Here is a 14016-nt window from a genome sequence, read left to right as displayed (position 1 = left end):
CCCGATTGTTTGTGTCGGATATCTTTCTACCGTTCGAGAAGTTTTCCATGCCCTCACTGCCCTGGCGCGACATCGATACCGTTCTGCTGGATATGGACGGCACGCTACTGGACCTGCACTACGACAACCATTTCTGGCTGGAGCACCTGCCTCAGCGCTACGCCGAGTTGCATGGTGTAAGCCGGGCCATGGCGGAGCTGGAATTGCAGCCGTTGTTCGAGCGCAACGCCGGTCAGTTGCAGTGGTATTGCCTGGATTTCTGGAGCGCTGAACTGAAACTGCCGGTGCGCGAACTCAAGCTGGAAACCGCCCATCTGATTGCCCTGCGCCCGGACGCCGATACCTTCCTGGCAGCGATCAAACAGGCCGGCAAGCGGGTCGTGCTGATCACCAACGCTCACCGGGATTCGCTGTCATTGAAACTGGAAAAAGTCGAATTGGCACCGTATTTCGAGCGTTTGATCAGCTCCCACGATTACGGCTTCGCCAAGGAAAACCCACAGTTCTGGGATGCACTGCAAGCCGATATCGGCTTCGATCCGGCCCGCAGCCTGTTTATCGATGACACCTTGCCGATCCTGCGCAGCGCCCGCGACTTCGGTGTCGGGCATCTATTGGCCGTCAGCGAGCCGGACAGCCGAAAAGGCCCCAGGGACACTGCGGAATTTGCCGCGGTGGGGGATTATCGGGAGTTGATTGCAGGGCTCTAAACCGAGCGGCCTGCCTTTGTAGGAGCTGGCGCAGCCTGCGATCTTTTGATCTTTTTGCCACTGGTGAATCAAGATCAAAAGATCGTCCGAACGCGGCCCGAACCTTCGGCAGCTCCTACAGAAGACCTCAAATTATTCAGGAATCCGCAACGTCTGCCCCGGGTAGATTTTGTCCGGGTGCGACAGCATCGGTTTGTTGGCCTCGAAGATCTTGTTGTACTTGTTGGCGTCGCCGTACTCAGCCTTGGCAATCGCGCTGAGGGTGTCGCCTTTTTTCACGGTGACAAAACGCGCCGCCTTAGCGACAGGGCCAGTCACGGTGATCTGATCGTCCACGCTGCCGACTCCGGCAATGTTGCCCATAGCCAGCACAATCTTCTCTTTCTCCTCCTGGCTGGCGACTTCACCGGTGAGCGTGACTTTGTCGCCATCCACCGTGGCCTGTACATTCGGATTACCCAGGCCGACCTTGGCAATGTGCTCCTTCAGCTGCTCGCTGGCATTGGCGTTGCCGGGCGTCAGCAGATCGATAAGTTTTTCACCTGCTTCCTTCACAAAGCTAAAAATACTCATGGTGCACACTCCTTGGTTATTTATGGGTCCAGAGGCGAAAGACTAGACCAACCCGGCAAGGAGTGGTTTCAGGCCGACCAATGACCCAACCCGGTGCAAGCGCTAGAATCCCGAACCTAGCCAGCGCCCTGGAGCGAAGATGGACATCAAACAGCTGAAATTCCTCATCGCCCTCGACGAAACCCGTCACTTCGGCCAGGCCGCCGCCCGCTGTCACATCACCCAGCCGACCTTGTCCATGCGCCTGCGCAGCCTCGAAGAAGAGCTCGATCTGCCACTGGTCAATCGCGGGCAGCGTTTCGAAAGCTTTACTGCCCCGGGGGAGCGGGTGCTGGCTTGGGCCCGTACGGTGCTGGCGGCCTATGACGGTCTGCAAGCCGAGGCCGCAGCCTGTCGCGGCAACCTGGTCGGGACCCTGCGCCTGGGCGTGGTGCCGCTGTCGAACTTCGACCCGCTACCGCTGATGCACCGCCTGCACAAGGAACACCCGAGTCTGCGCTTCGAACTGTCGGCGCTGAGCTCCGAGCAGATCCTCGAGCAACTGGCGAGCAATCGCCTGGACCTCGGCGTTTCGTACCTGGAGCGGCTGGACAACGAACGTTTCGACTCGCTGGCCCTGAGCGAAACCCGCATGGGCCTGCTCTACGACCAACGCTTCTTCAGTTTTGGTGAGAAACCCCTGAGCTGGGAGGCACTGATCGAGTTGCCACTGGGCATGCTCACCAGCGGCATGCACTTTCGCCAGTCCATCGACCACAACTTCCACAGTCGCGGCCTCAATCCGCAACCGCTGCTGCAGACCGATGCGGTCCATCAGCTGCTACAGGCGGTACACGGCGGCCTGTGTTGCGCGGTGATGCCGTTGGAAGGCGGTCTTGAAGCCTTGACCGACGACCTGCGCCTGCAACCTATCGAGAACGCCCAGACCCTCGCGCGCCTGGGGTTGATCATGCGCCGCAGCGCACCGCGTTCGGCGCTGGCGGAAGCCTGTTTCGCGATTTATCAGAAATCGCCAAGCGGTTCTTGATCGATGGCATCTATCGGTACATCAGAACTAGCGATTAGACGCGACACTTTGACGCGCCTAGTCTTAAAGGTGAATACACCGCCGGTACTGCCTCATGAACGCCAAGCGCCCAGCTCGCGCGGCGCCTGCCCTGGAAATTCCCGCGCCCGCCGCCAGTCAGAGCTACCACTACTGCAACCTGGAACACACTGAATCAGCCAGCACCGCGCTCGCTGAGGAGGTCGCGCTGGCGATCGCCTACAACGGCATCAGCCAGGCGGTGATGCTGGTCACTCCCGGCGACCTTGAAGACTTTATTGTCGGCTTCAGTATCGGCAGCGGGATCATCAGCGACGTTTCGGAAATCTACGACCTGAAACTCAGCGGCTCGGGCTCAACGCAGTACGCGCAAGTGCAAATCACCAGCCGCGCTTTCTGGAACCTCAAGCAGCAACGCCGCCAACTGGCCGGTACCAGCGGTTGCGGGCTCTGCGGGGTGGAAGCGGTCGAGCAGGCATTGCCCGAGCTGAATGTATTGCCCGGTGCGCCCTTGCCGCCAGCCGAGTGGCTCGACGGGTTGCGGCAACGCATCAGCGCTTTTCAGCCCTTGGGACAGCACAGTGGTGCCGTGCATGCGGCAGTGTTCATGAACAACCAGGGCGAACTGCTACTGGGTCGTGAAGACATCGGTCGGCACAACGCCCTCGACAAACTGATCGGCGCGCTGATCCGGCAGAACATCCCCACTGCTGGCGGCCTGGCGATTGTCACCAGCCGTTGCAGCCTGGAATTGATCCAGAAAGTCTTGCGCGCAGGCATTCAGACATTAGTCAGCCTGTCGTCGCCTACCGGTCTGGCCCTGCAATGGGCGCGCCGGCACAACCTCAATCTCATTCACCTGCCGCAAAAAAGTGCGCCGCGGGTCTATAGCCCTGCGATGGAGAATCCAAAAGCGTGAGCAATCATCGTCAAGCCGTCCAAAAACCAACCCCGCGCTACAAGCCCTACAAAGGCCCGGCCGGCGGTTGGGGCGCACTGATCAGCGTCGCTCAAGCCTGGTTGACCAGCGACAACGCACTGAAAAACATCCGCATGATGCTTAAGACCAACCAGAACGGCGGCCTTGACTGCCCGGGTTGCGCTTGGGGCGACTCGCCGGAAAGTGGCATGGTCAAGTTCTGCGAAAACGGCGCCAAAGCGGTCAACTGGGAAGCCACCAAGCGCCGGGTCGATGGTGCCTTCTTCGCCAAGCACAGTGTCAGCTCGCTGCTGGAGCAAAGTGATTACTGGCTCGAGTACCAGGGTCGCCTGACCGAACCGATGAGCTACAACGCTGAAACCGATCGCTACACACCCATCAGCTGGGAAGCGGCTTTCGCGCTGATCGGCAAACACTTGCAGAACCTCAGCAGCCCCGATCAGACCGAGTTCTATACCTCCGGCCGGGCCAGTAACGAAGCGGCGTACCTTTATCAGTTGTTCGTGCGCGCGTTTGGCACCAACAACTTCCCCGACTGCTCGAACATGTGCCACGAAGCCAGCGGTGTGGCCCTGCAGCAAAGTGTCGGCGTGGGCAAAGGCACAGTAACCTTCGACGATTTCGAACACGCCGATGCGATTTTTGTTTTGGGGCAGAACCCTGGCACCAACCATCCGCGGATGCTCGAACCGCTGCGCGAAGCAGTGAAACGCGGCGCTCAAGTGGTCTGCGTCAATCCGCTCAAAGAGCGCGGACTGGAACGTTTCCAACACCCGCAACAACCTTTCGAGATGCTCACCAACGGTGATCGCCCGACCAATACCGCCTATTTCCGGCCGGCGCTGGGCGGCGATATGGCGTTGCTGCGGGGCATGGCCAAATTCCTGCTGCAATGGGAGCGCGAAGCGCAGCTGACGTATGAACCGGCGGTGTTTGACCACGACTTCCTCAACGAACACACCGGTGATGTGCTCGGTTACCTGGCCGCCATCGACAAAACCCCATGGGAACAGATCGTCGAACAGTCCGGGCTGCCCCTGACCGATATCGAACAAGCCGCACGCATGTACGCCAAGAGCAAAAACGTAATCATGTGCTGGGCAATGGGCATCACCCAGCATCGCCATTCGGTACCGACCATCCAGGAAATCGCCAACCTGATGCTGCTGCGCGGCAACGTCGGCCGGCCGGGCGCCGGTCTGTGTCCGGTACGTGGCCACAGTAACGTGCAGGGCGACCGCACCATGGGCATCAACGAGTGCCCTCCGGCGTTCTTCCTCGATGCGCTGGAACGACGCTTCCAGTTCAAGGTGCCGCGTGAAAGCGGCCACAACGTCGTCGAGGCGATCCATGCGATGCTCGACGGGCGCTCGAAAGTCTTTATCGGCCTGGGTGGCAACTTCGCCCAGGCGACTCCGGACAGCACGCGGACCTTCCAGGCCCTGAGCAACTGCGACCTCACTGTGCAGATCAGCACCAAGCTCAACCGCAGCCATCTGGCCCACGGTAAAGAGGCACTGATCCTGCCATGCCTGGGCCGTACCGACATCGACCTGCAGACTGGGGGCCCGCAAGCGGTCACCGTGGAAGACTCTTTCAGCATGGTCCACGCCTCCAATGGGCAGTTACAACCAATCTCCAAACTGATGCGCTCAGAGCCATCGATCATTGCCGGCATCGCTGCCGCGACATTGGGTACGCACCCGGTGGACTGGAACTGGCTTGTCGCCGATTACCGTCGCATTCGCGAGCTGATCGCCGACACCATTCCCGGCTTCAAGGACTTTAACCAGCGACTGGAAAATCCGGGTGGTTTCTACCTGGGCAATAGCGCTGGTGAAAGGCGCTGGAATACTGCATCGGGCCGGGCAAATTTCCGTCCGAACATTTTGCCGGTCGATCTAGTGCATGAGCGCACCCGCGCCACTGGTGTACTGCCGGACCTGATCATGCAGTCGATGCGCTCCCATGATCAGTACAACACCACCATCTATGGCCTCGACGACCGCTATCGCGGCGTCAAAGGTCAGCGTGACGTGCTGTTCGTCAACGAAGCCGACATCATCCGCCTGGGCTTCAAACCGGGTCAGAAAGCCGACATCGTGTCGATCTGGGACGATGGCCGCGAACGGCGGGTCAAGGGCTTCACCTTGCTGGCCTTCGATATCCCTGCCGGGCAAGCTGCGGCCTATTACCCGGAAGTGAACCCGCTGGTACCACTGGAAAGCACCGGTGACGGTAGCCACACGCCGACGTCGAAGTTTGTCGCGATCCGGCTGGAAGCGGCGAGGGAAAATGGATTGATCTTGGCGAAGTCGGCTTAAAAGCAAGATCAAAAGATCGCAGCCTGCGGCAGCTCCTACAGGGTTGGTGTGCACCTGAAATTCTATGGGTGTACGCGGTCGGCGTAGGAGCTGCCGCAGGCTGCGATCTTTTAAAGGCGGCGCTGATCACCAACTTTCCAAACGCCCACAAAAAAGGCCGCTTTCGCATGAAAACGGCCTTTCACCAGTAGCAAAAGACCGGCGAAAAACAGTTAAGTTCCGCCTAAAAAACAGTAACTTATAGATATGTGTTGAAGTCGTGTTACTCGTCGGATTTCGATTGTAACGCCCATCACTCAGCCTCAGGATCGCGCCGTCATCCCCTTGAGGTTTTTCGTATGAAGTTCTCCTCGATTCTCTTGTTGTCCCTTAGCCTGGCCAGTGGCATCGCTTCTGCCGGAGGCACCACCGAAGCAGGTGTGGGCGGCGCATTGGGCGGGGTTCTAGGCTCAGTGGTCGGTCAGTCGTTAGGCGGCAGCACCGGTTCCACTATCGGTGCAGCCCTGGGTGGCGCAGGCGGTAGTGCGGTCGGTGCCGACAAACGTAGCCGTGGCGAAGCAGCCATCGGCGGTGCCCTGGGCGCAGCCGGCGGTAACGTGGTCGGCCGCAGCATGGGCGGCACCACCGGCAGCCTGATCGGTTCTGCCGCGGGTGGCGGTGCCGGTGGCGCGCTGGGTAACTACATGGGCAACAAGAGCGATGACGACGACGATCGTCGCCACAGCAGTCGCGGCCGCGATGACCGCCGCTACTACCGTGACGGTGGTCGCCACGACCGCGGTCATCACTATGGGCATCGCAAGCATCACAAACACAATCGCCACCGTTAAGGCTTGAAGTGTTTCGCGCTCGACCTTTCTAAAAGATCGCAGCCTGCGGCAGCTCCTACATATGAGCTGCCGACAGGCTGCGATTTTTTTGTTCACACCACCAATTGCTCCAGTGCCCCACGCAACACGGCAGGAATCGCCACCGGCTGATTCGACGCCCGATCCACAAACACATGCACAAACCGCCCCGCCGCACAGGCGTCAGCTTCTCCCGCCTTGAACACCGCCAGCTCGTACTGCACTGAACTGTTGCCCAACTTGCCCACCCGCAAGCCGATTTCGATACGCTCGGGGAAAGCGATCGAGGCAAAGTAGTCACAGGCTGAACTCACTACAAAGCCCACCACCTCTCCGTCGTGAATATCCAGCCCACCCTCCTCGATCAGGTAGGTGTTCACCGCCGTGTCGAAAAAGCTGTAATAGGTGACGTTATTCACATGACCGTAGACATCATTGTCGTGCCACCGGGTGATGATCGGCTGGAAATGGCGGTAATCAGCGCGTTGTGGCATCTGGTCGGTCATTGAGTGATCTCTTGGATTATGGGGCAGACAGTGTAATCGCTGCGATCGCCGCGGTCGGGGGCGACACGGGGTCATTCGCGGGCAAGTCGGATCGCCGCATCGCTGTTCTCGCAAACTTGTCCGCGAAGCGTTGACCTAAAGGTTCGCCTCGGCCCACTGCCTCACCTCGGCATAGGGATAATCTTCCAACGTGGCAAACCCCGGAATCGCTCGGGCCTTGAGTTTGGTGAACAGCGGCACGCTGATCCCGCAGAGGAATCGCGTCAGTCGCTCAGCACCCGGCAAGCTGCCGGTGTACTGCTCATGCCTGTGGATAAAGTCGCCGCACAGTGCCTGGAAATTTTTATCCACAAGCCCCGGCAATCCGGGAGGTGCTGGCAGGCGAGCAATCTGACCATGACACACCGAACAGTGCCCGCACTGCTGCGGCGCGTTTTCGTCGCCGAAATACTGGGCCAGTCGATAACCGAGGCAACATTCGGTGGCGAACAAATCGAGCATGGCATGGATGCGCGCAATCTCAGTGCGCTCATGCTGGGTGAAGCAAGCATGCAATTCAGCGCTCAGCAGCTGCGCATCGAAATCCGTCATCAGCAAGCTGTAGACCTCGGTCATTTGCTTGCTTTCCAGCTCCACCCAGCCCTTCTCCTGGAAATAATCCAGGGCCTTCACCACCCGGTTTCGTTCGGCTTGATGTTGCTGATACAACGCGTCGAAGTTGACCGTGGCCCAGGTCCGGGCGCGGCTCGAGGTCTGGATGATCGCCGAGACAAAGTCCCGCCGCTCACCCTCGAAACGTGCCAGCAAAGCCTCAGGCTCGACCAGAAACTTGAAACGGTAGTCGGCAAAGTAGGCATAGCGTGGCGCGATCAAGCCGCGCAACTCCAGCTGCACCAGCAAAGTCTTGAGCGGCAATTGGCGAATGTTGCTCTGATCAGCCAAGGGCCCGAGCAGAAACTCCCATTGCCCTTCGGGGCTGGCCGCTTGCAGTTCGTCCAGCACACAGCGAATCCCGCTCAACTCCGGCGTGTCGCCGTAAACGAAATTCTCCAGCACATTGAGGCTGTCGCGGTTGGCCAGCACCAGACAGTCGGATGGCTGCCCGTCACGCCCGGCGCGGCCGATTTCCTGGCTGTAGTTCTCGATGGATTTCGGCAAGTCGAAATGCACAACGTTGCGGATGTCGCTCTTGTCGATCCCCATGCCGAAGGCAATGGTGGCGACGATACAATTGCACTGCCCACCCATGAAACGCCGCTGAATCGCCTCGCGCTTTTCATTGGGTAGACCGGCGTGATATCCCTCGGCCGCAATGCCGTGCTGGCTGAGGTGTTGAGCGATCTGCTCGGCGGTTTTCTGCAAGGTGACGTAGACAATGCTCGGTTGCCCTGCGCGCTGGCCCAACCACTCGACCAGACGCCGACGCTTGTCCTGGCCGCGCACCGGCTCCACCAACAGATTGAGGTTGGGCCGGTAGAAACCGGTAGTTACCACATCATCCGCAGCGATGGCGAATTTCGCCTGCATGTCGGCGATCACTTTCGGCGTCGCGGTGGCAGTCAGCAGCAAGGCCTGGGGGATGTTGAACTGGCGCTGATAGTCCGGCAGCTTCAAATAGTCAGGACGGAAGTTATGCCCCCATTCCGAAATACAGTGCGCCTCGTCGACCACCAGCAGAGAGATCGGTACCTGCTGCAAGAAGTTGCGAAAGCGCTCGTTCTTCAAGCGCTCCACGGAAATCATCAAAATCTTCAACTCGCCGGAGCGAGCCCGGGCCATGACCTCGTTGGCGTCATCCCGACTCTGTACCGAATCGATACTCGCCGCCGCGATGCCATGACGCGCCAGGAACGCCAGCTGATCCTGCATCAACGCCAGCAACGGCGAAACCACCAGCGTCAGATGCGGCAGCAGTAAGGCCGGCAGTTGATAACACAACGACTTGCCCGACCCGGTAGGAAAAATCGCCGCCGCCGAACGCCCGGCCAACACAGCACTGACCGCCACCTCCTGGCCGGGCCGGAACTGTGGATAACCGAAGACCTGTTCAAGGGTGTTGTGCATAAGCTGTCACTCCGTTGACCGCTGAGATGCTTGAAGCCTAGCGCGACAAACTCAGCGGATCGAGAAAAGGTCATGGGTAAAACACTACAGGTTGATACAAACGGCACAACTATTACCTCACGTCCCCGCACCTTCAACCGATAAGGTTCATCGCTCATGCCGAATTCACTGGCGTGGCCAAACACCATCAGGGCGATGAAAATCTCAGGCCAACACACCTCGCCCGGAGAAAACCGGCTTGCCTGCGAAAAAACCGATGACCCTGTGATTCTCCCTGACCCTCACACAAAAACCAGGAATCCCCGGGAGCACCAAAAAGCCAACTGCCGACCCAGATCCCTTGAACTACAATTGGGTCTTGCAGCGTGAGGCAAACGTGATGAGCAAACTGACGTTTGAGCAAAAGCAGGACCATTACGAAAGCGTCCGCCGGTCAAACTATCTGGCGAGCCTGCGCCTGGAAGGCTTTGACACAACTCGTGCCGACGCCGACAAACCGCTCCCCAGCCGGGAAGCGGCACTGCGCAAATACCTCAAGAGCCCAAGCTGATGCCCGGTCAATATGGGGGCAACCTGGATCCTTATTGCTATCCGGCTAGCGGAGTGCTGCGCAACCTGCTCAACATTCATGACGAGCCCCTCCTTCAACAAGCCGAACGAGAGTTCTCCGAAATTGCCGCCAGCACACTTTGTCTGCACCCTGTGCCCTACGATCTGGGTTTCTTCCAGCTGATTCATAAAACCCTGTTTTCGGACGTCTACGAATGGGCCGGCGAACTAAGAACAATCAATATCCAGAAGGACGAAACCCTGTTCTGCACCGCTGAACGAATCGTCCCCGAGGCTGAGAAAATATTTCGCGCCATGGAAAAAGCCTCCTGGTTCGCGGGTGCATCCAAAACCGAGCTGGTGATCAAGGTTGCCGAGGCGTATGGCGATCTCAACGTCATTCACCCGTTCCGGGATGGCAACGGTCGAGCCCAACGCATCCTGTTCGAGCACATCATCATCAATGCCGGTTTTACCGTTGATTGGTGGCTGGTCAATGTTGCCGATTGGGTACCGGCCAACGTCGACGCCGTAGCCTGCGACTACCGAGGGCTGGAGACCCTATTCAAACGCTGTATCGGAAAAATCCCGCGCTAGATGCTGACGGTTTGGCTTTACACTCGCCGCCAGCCCTCGCTCTCCCCAATCGGACTGTTAACCATGAAACTCGCCATCGGCTTCCCCGACGATCAAGCGATGCGACTCCTCATGCAGCTAGTGCACGAAGAACTCGGCCTGCCTGAACGCAAAACCATCAGCCTGCAAACCTCGATCAACTTCGACCTCGGCTGCGACGGCGCCGACGCAGAGTTGCTGATGGAAGCACTGACCGAACAGTTCACCGTCGACTTCATCGACTACGACGCCTATCGCTACTTCCAGCCCGAAGGCTATGACCTGTTTCTCAAACGCAGGGCCAAGGGTCGCGGCGACAAACTCCCGCTGACCATCGGCATGCTTTACGGAGCTATCAAGGCGCAGCGCTGGGAGACTCAGGAGCTGGAAGGGCCCTAGTTTCCAAGCCGTCGCGATCAGGAACTCCGTGGGAAGTCTGACTCAGAATTCAACAAGCAAAAAAAACCGCCCCTGAAAGGGCGGTTTTTTGTTACCTCAAACCACTAGCCGATAATTACAACTTCGGGCCGGCAGCCTTGATCGCGTCGCTTACATCGAACTTCTTGAAGTTCTCGACGAACAAACCAGCCAGTGCTTTGGCCGCTTCGTCGTAGGCCGCTTTGTCAGCCCAGGTGTTGCGCGGGTTCAACAGGCCAGTCTCAACGCCCGGTACGGCCAGGGGCACGTCGAGGTTGATGGTGTCCAGGTGTTCGGTTTCTACGCCGATCAGCGCGCCGCTCTGGATCGCCGCGATGACGCCACGGGTGGTCGGGATGTTGAAGCGCTTGCCGACGCCGTAGCCACCGCCGGTCCAGCCGGTGTTGACCAGGTAGACCTTGGAGCCGAAGCCGCGGATGCGCTTGATCAGCAGTTCAGCGTATTCGCCGGCCGGACGCGGGAAGAACGGTGCGCCGAAGCAGGTGGAGAAGGTCGACTTGATGCCGCTGCCGGAACCCATTTCGGTCGAGCCCACCAGAGCGGTGTAGCCGGACAGGAAGTGGTAGGCCGCTTGTTCTTCGCTGAGGATCGAGACTGGCGGCAGTACGCCGGTCAGGTCGCAGGTCAGGAAGATCACAGCGTTTGGCTCGCCGCCGAGGTTTTTCGGCGCGCGTTTTTCGATCAGTTCACGCGGGTAAGCGGCGCGGCTGTTCTGGGTCAGGCTGTCATCGGCGTAGTCGGCTTTCTTGGTGACCGGGTCGAGTACGACGTTTTCCAGTACGGCGCCGTGCTGAATGGCTTTCCAGATGACCGGCTCGTTCTTCTCGGAGAGGTCGATGCACTTGGCATAGCAACCGCCTTCGATGTTGAACACCACGCCAACACCCCAGCCGTGTTCGTCGTCGCCGATCAGGTAGCGGCTTTCGTCAGCGGACAGCGTGGTTTTACCGGTGCCGGAGAGGCCGAAGAACAGGGTTACGTCGCCCTCTTCGCCCATGTTGGCCGCGCAGTGCATCGGCAGGACGTCGACTGCTGGCAGCAGGAAGTTCTGGACCGAGAACAGGGCTTTTTTCATTTCGCCGGCGTAACGCATGCCAGCGATCAGGACTTTCTTGGCCGCGAAGTTGATGATCACGGTGCCGTCGGAGTTGGTGCCATCACGCTCAGGTTCGCAGACGAACTGTGGGGCGTTGATGATTTGCCACTCGTCCTTGCCAGCCGGGTTGTACTCTTCAGGGTTGATGAACAGGCAACGGCCGAACAGGTTGTGCCAGGCAGTCTCGGTGGTCATTTTGACCGGGAGGTAGTGCGCAGGATCAGAACCTACATGAACGTAGGAAACAAAACGCTCGCGCTCAGCCAGATAGGCTTCGACGCGGTTCCACAGGGCGTCGAACTTGTCGGCCGGGAACTTGCGGTTGATCGGGCCCCAGGCAATGGCGGCCTGGGTGGAAGGCTCTTCAACGATGAAACGGTCGACTGGCGAGCGACCGGTACGGTGACCGGTGCGAACTACCAAAGCGCCGGTATCGGACAGCTCGCCTTCACCGCGGTTCAGGGCTTCTTTAACCAGATCGTCAACACTCAGATCGGTGTACACGGCGTTATTGGCTTGCGTCATGAGATTCCCCGTCGGCCAGTGGCCGAGTGCTCCAAACGTTTTGTAGTAGAAAGTTGTGCACTACTACCGCGAAAAAAGTGGGCCGGATTATGCCAGAAATGACCAAAAATAGTAGGGCCCTCCCGTCAGACCGGCGTTATTCCGGCGTTCAACAGGTGATTTACCTGTACTGAATCGATTTAGTGACGAGTATCTGACGGTGTGTCGACACCCGCTCCAGCGAACAATTGAGCGATATCGGCGGCATCGAACAAGTAGCGCTGGTTGCAAAACTGGCAATCGATCTCGACGCTGCCGCCGTTTTCGATGACCAGTTGTTGTGCGTCTTCCTGACCCAGACTGACCAGCGCATTGCCCGAACGATCCCGCGAGCAGCTGCAGCGAAAGCGCAATGTCTGCACATCGAACAGGCGTACCGCTTCGTCGTGGTAGAGGCGGTGCAGCACGGTTTCGTTATCCAGGCTGAGCAGTTCGTCGGCGGTGAGGGTACCGGCCAGGGTGGTGATGTGCTGCCAGCTGGCGGCGCGTTCTTCGTCGTCCTTGATACGATCGGCTGGCAGTTGCTGCAGCAGCAGGCCACGAGCGCGTCGGCCGTCGGCGTTAAGCCAGAAGCGTGTGCCGACTTGCTGGGACATGACGAAATAGTTGGTGAAGCATTCCGAGAGGTCGGCGCCGTCGAGGTCGACGATACCCTGGTAACGCTGGCCATGGGTGGGATCGACGGTCAGCGCCAGCACGCCTTGCGGCATCAGATCGGCAAGGGTGGCGTCAGGGGCAATCTGCTCCGCGTGGTAACGGGCCAGGCCACGGATTTCGCGCTCGCTGGAGCACTCGATCATCAGCAAGGGTACCGGGCCTTCGGAACGGGCCTGGAGAATCAGCAAGCCATCGAACTTCAAAGTGCCGACCAGCAGCGACGCCGCCGCCATCAGCTCGCCGAGCAGCTGTGCGACCGGCTCCGGATAGGGATGTTTGGCAAGGACTTCGGCATAGCTACGCTCCAACGCAACCAGCTCGCCGCGGGCGTCGCTGTCATCGAAGATGAAGCGTTGGGTGTAGTCGGTATCCGGTAGATCGATCATAGGTCTGGGTATCTGAAGTGATGACTAAAGGGTTACAGGGCGACAGAAAGCGTTTTGACACCGATCGGTGTGTGATTCTCGGCCATGGGAGGCATTTTATGAACAATCCGGGATTGTTCCAAGCCAGGCAGCTCTTGGCGGGTTGGCTCTGGGTAATTTACGCCCTCAGGCGGGACAGCCCTACTCCCCATCATTTCCACCATGAAACTTGAATAGATCGCGCCGCTGTTTCTTGGTCGGCTTGCCGTCGGTGCTGACACCCAGGGAGCCGGCCTTACGCATTGCCGCCGCGTTTTCGCGCTTGGCGATGCTGGCTTCGGTTTCGGCGTACAGGGCCTGGGCTTCCGGCGCGCCACGGCGCACCACCGACAACCCCAGGACCACTATAGTGCGTTCGTCGAAACCGGCGCGGATCTGAAATTCATCGCCGATTCTCGGCTCTTTGCCCGGCTTGCAACGATCGCCCCGGCAATGCACTTTGCCGCTTTCAATCGCCGCTTTGGCCAGCGCACGGGTTTTATAGAAGCGCGCAGCCCACAACCACTTATCCAGACGAACCTTGTCGTCCTCTTCGGTTTTTTGTGCCATTGGATTTCCTCGTTCGGTAGATGCTCGGAACTGTACTACTGTTTCTGTCGGGCCCATCAATCCACATGGGCGGATAGAATGCCCGGCTTATGCCTGTAGTCCTGGCGCGGAGT

General features: G+C 59.0%; 14 protein-coding genes. 8 read left to right on the top strand and 6 right to left on the bottom strand.

Annotated features, from left to right (window positions below):
• The first annotated feature begins 47 nt into the window (after positions 1 to 47).
• Positions 48 to 710: a GMP/IMP nucleotidase gene (yrfG, locus tag ACA064_RS01125; protein ID WP_497671744.1), complete on the top strand. Its 663-nt coding sequence runs from the start codon at positions 48 to 50 to the stop codon at positions 708 to 710.
• A 132-nt stretch (positions 711 to 842) separates the two neighbouring features.
• Here yrfG and lysM read toward each other — a convergent pair whose 3' ends face one another.
• Positions 843 to 1283, bottom strand: coding sequence for a peptidoglycan-binding protein LysM (gene lysM / locus ACA064_RS01120; protein ID WP_497671743.1), 441 nt, complete (start codon positions 1281 to 1283; stop codon positions 843 to 845).
• 139 nt (positions 1284 to 1422) lie between these two features.
• Here lysM and ACA064_RS01115 point away from each other — a divergent pair, with 139 nt between their 5' ends.
• From ACA064_RS01115 to ACA064_RS01100, 4 genes are all read left to right on the top strand, one after another.
• Positions 1423 to 2310, top strand: a complete 888-nt coding sequence (locus tag ACA064_RS01115; protein ID WP_497671742.1) for a LysR family transcriptional regulator — start codon at positions 1423 to 1425, stop codon at positions 2308 to 2310.
• A gap of 94 nt (positions 2311 to 2404) precedes the next feature.
• Entirely contained in the window at positions 2405 to 3247 is an 843-nt protein-coding gene (gene fdhD / locus ACA064_RS01110; RefSeq protein ID WP_497671741.1) for a formate dehydrogenase accessory sulfurtransferase FdhD, read from the top strand.
• Positions 3244 to 5592 carry an FdhF/YdeP family oxidoreductase gene (locus ACA064_RS01105; protein WP_497671740.1) on the top strand — a complete coding sequence of 783 codons (2349 nt, stop codon included), beginning with the start codon at positions 3244 to 3246 and terminating at the stop codon, positions 5590 to 5592. The genes fdhD and ACA064_RS01105 overlap by 4 nt, the downstream gene beginning before the upstream one ends.
• Positions 5593 to 5930: 338 nt before the next feature.
• On the top strand, positions 5931 to 6422 hold the full coding sequence (locus tag ACA064_RS01100; protein ID WP_497671739.1) for a glycine zipper domain-containing protein: 492 nt from the start codon (positions 5931 to 5933) through the stop codon (positions 6420 to 6422).
• Positions 6423 to 6514: 92 nt separating this feature from the next.
• Here ACA064_RS01100 and ACA064_RS01095 read toward each other — a convergent pair whose 3' ends face one another.
• Both ACA064_RS01095 and ACA064_RS01090 read right to left on the bottom strand, forming a co-directional pair.
• Positions 6515 to 6946, bottom strand: a complete 432-nt coding sequence (locus ACA064_RS01095; protein ID WP_497671738.1) for an acyl-CoA thioesterase — start codon at positions 6944 to 6946, stop codon at positions 6515 to 6517.
• A 135-nt stretch (positions 6947 to 7081) separates the two neighbouring features.
• Positions 7082 to 9010: a RecQ family ATP-dependent DNA helicase gene (locus ACA064_RS01090; RefSeq protein ID WP_497671737.1), complete on the bottom strand. Its 1929-nt coding sequence runs from the start codon at positions 9008 to 9010 to the stop codon at positions 7082 to 7084.
• 379 nt (positions 9011 to 9389) lie between these two features.
• Between ACA064_RS01090 and ACA064_RS01085 the strand changes: the two genes are divergently transcribed.
• The 3 genes from ACA064_RS01085 to ACA064_RS01075 all read left to right on the top strand — a co-directional run bounded on the left by ACA064_RS01085 (position 9390) and on the right by ACA064_RS01075 (position 10573).
• Positions 9390 to 9560 (top strand): YhfG family protein, encoded by a 171-nt coding sequence (locus ACA064_RS01085; protein ID WP_497671736.1) that lies wholly within the window; start codon positions 9390 to 9392, stop codon positions 9558 to 9560.
• Positions 9560 to 10156 (top strand): Fic/DOC family protein, encoded by a 597-nt coding sequence (locus tag ACA064_RS01080; RefSeq protein WP_497671735.1) that lies wholly within the window; start codon positions 9560 to 9562, stop codon positions 10154 to 10156. The genes ACA064_RS01085 and ACA064_RS01080 overlap by 1 nt, the downstream gene beginning before the upstream one ends.
• A 63-nt stretch (positions 10157 to 10219) precedes the next feature.
• A complete protein-coding gene (locus ACA064_RS01075; protein WP_497671734.1) occupies positions 10220 to 10573 on the top strand; it encodes a DUF1493 family protein in 354 nt (117 codons plus the stop codon).
• A gap of 115 nt (positions 10574 to 10688) precedes the next feature.
• Here ACA064_RS01075 and ACA064_RS01070 read toward each other — a convergent pair whose 3' ends face one another.
• The 3 genes from ACA064_RS01070 to ACA064_RS01060 form a co-directional block, all read right to left on the bottom strand.
• Positions 10689 to 12233, bottom strand: a complete 1545-nt coding sequence (locus ACA064_RS01070; protein ID WP_497671733.1) for a phosphoenolpyruvate carboxykinase — start codon at positions 12231 to 12233, stop codon at positions 10689 to 10691.
• Positions 12234 to 12412: 179 nt separating this feature from the next.
• The gene (gene hslO, locus ACA064_RS01065) at positions 12413 to 13315 is read right to left on the bottom strand and encodes an Hsp33 family molecular chaperone HslO (RefSeq protein WP_497671732.1); all 903 of its coding nucleotides are present in this window, start codon (positions 13313 to 13315) and stop codon (positions 12413 to 12415) included.
• Positions 13316 to 13495: 180 nt separating this feature from the next.
• Entirely contained in the window at positions 13496 to 13903 is a 408-nt protein-coding gene (locus ACA064_RS01060) for an RNA-binding S4 domain-containing protein (RefSeq protein ID WP_497671731.1), read from the bottom strand.
• Positions 13904 to 14016: the final 113 nt, after the last annotated feature.

This window comes from Pseudomonas sp. LBUM1658 (genome assembly GCF_059716055.1).
The sequence above is the reverse complement of the archived record's forward strand: the minus strand, read 5'-3'. Positions and strand labels throughout refer to the sequence as shown.

Bases quoted from the DNA above. Each gene is read 5' to 3' on its own strand.
- yrfG (WP_497671744.1), top strand. From the start codon at position 48: ATGCCCTCACTGCCCTGGCGCGACATCGATACCGTTCTGCTGGATATG.
- lysM (WP_497671743.1), bottom strand. From the start codon at position 1,283: ATGAGTATTTTTAGCTTTGTGAAGGAAGCAGGTGAAAAACTTATCGAT.
- ACA064_RS01115 (WP_497671742.1), top strand. From the start codon at position 1,423: ATGGACATCAAACAGCTGAAATTCCTCATCGCCCTCGACGAAACCCGT.
- fdhD (WP_497671741.1), top strand. From the start codon at position 2,405: ATGAACGCCAAGCGCCCAGCTCGCGCGGCGCCTGCCCTGGAAATTCCC.
- ACA064_RS01100 (WP_497671739.1), top strand. From the start codon at position 5,931: ATGAAGTTCTCCTCGATTCTCTTGTTGTCCCTTAGCCTGGCCAGTGGC.
- ACA064_RS01095 (WP_497671738.1), bottom strand. From the start codon at position 6,946: ATGACCGACCAGATGCCACAACGCGCTGATTACCGCCATTTCCAGCCG.
- ACA064_RS01090 (WP_497671737.1), bottom strand. From the start codon at position 9,010: ATGCACAACACCCTTGAACAGGTCTTCGGTTATCCACAGTTCCGGCCC.
- ACA064_RS01085 (WP_497671736.1), top strand. From the start codon at position 9,390: ATGAGCAAACTGACGTTTGAGCAAAAGCAGGACCATTACGAAAGCGTC.
- ACA064_RS01080 (WP_497671735.1), top strand. From the start codon at position 9,560: ATGCCCGGTCAATATGGGGGCAACCTGGATCCTTATTGCTATCCGGCT.
- ACA064_RS01075 (WP_497671734.1), top strand. From the start codon at position 10,220: ATGAAACTCGCCATCGGCTTCCCCGACGATCAAGCGATGCGACTCCTC.
- ACA064_RS01070 (WP_497671733.1), bottom strand. From the start codon at position 12,233: ATGACGCAAGCCAATAACGCCGTGTACACCGATCTGAGTGTTGACGAT.
- hslO (WP_497671732.1), bottom strand. From the start codon at position 13,315: ATGATCGATCTACCGGATACCGACTACACCCAACGCTTCATCTTCGAT.
- ACA064_RS01060 (WP_497671731.1), bottom strand. From the start codon at position 13,903: ATGGCACAAAAAACCGAAGAGGACGACAAGGTTCGTCTGGATAAGTGG.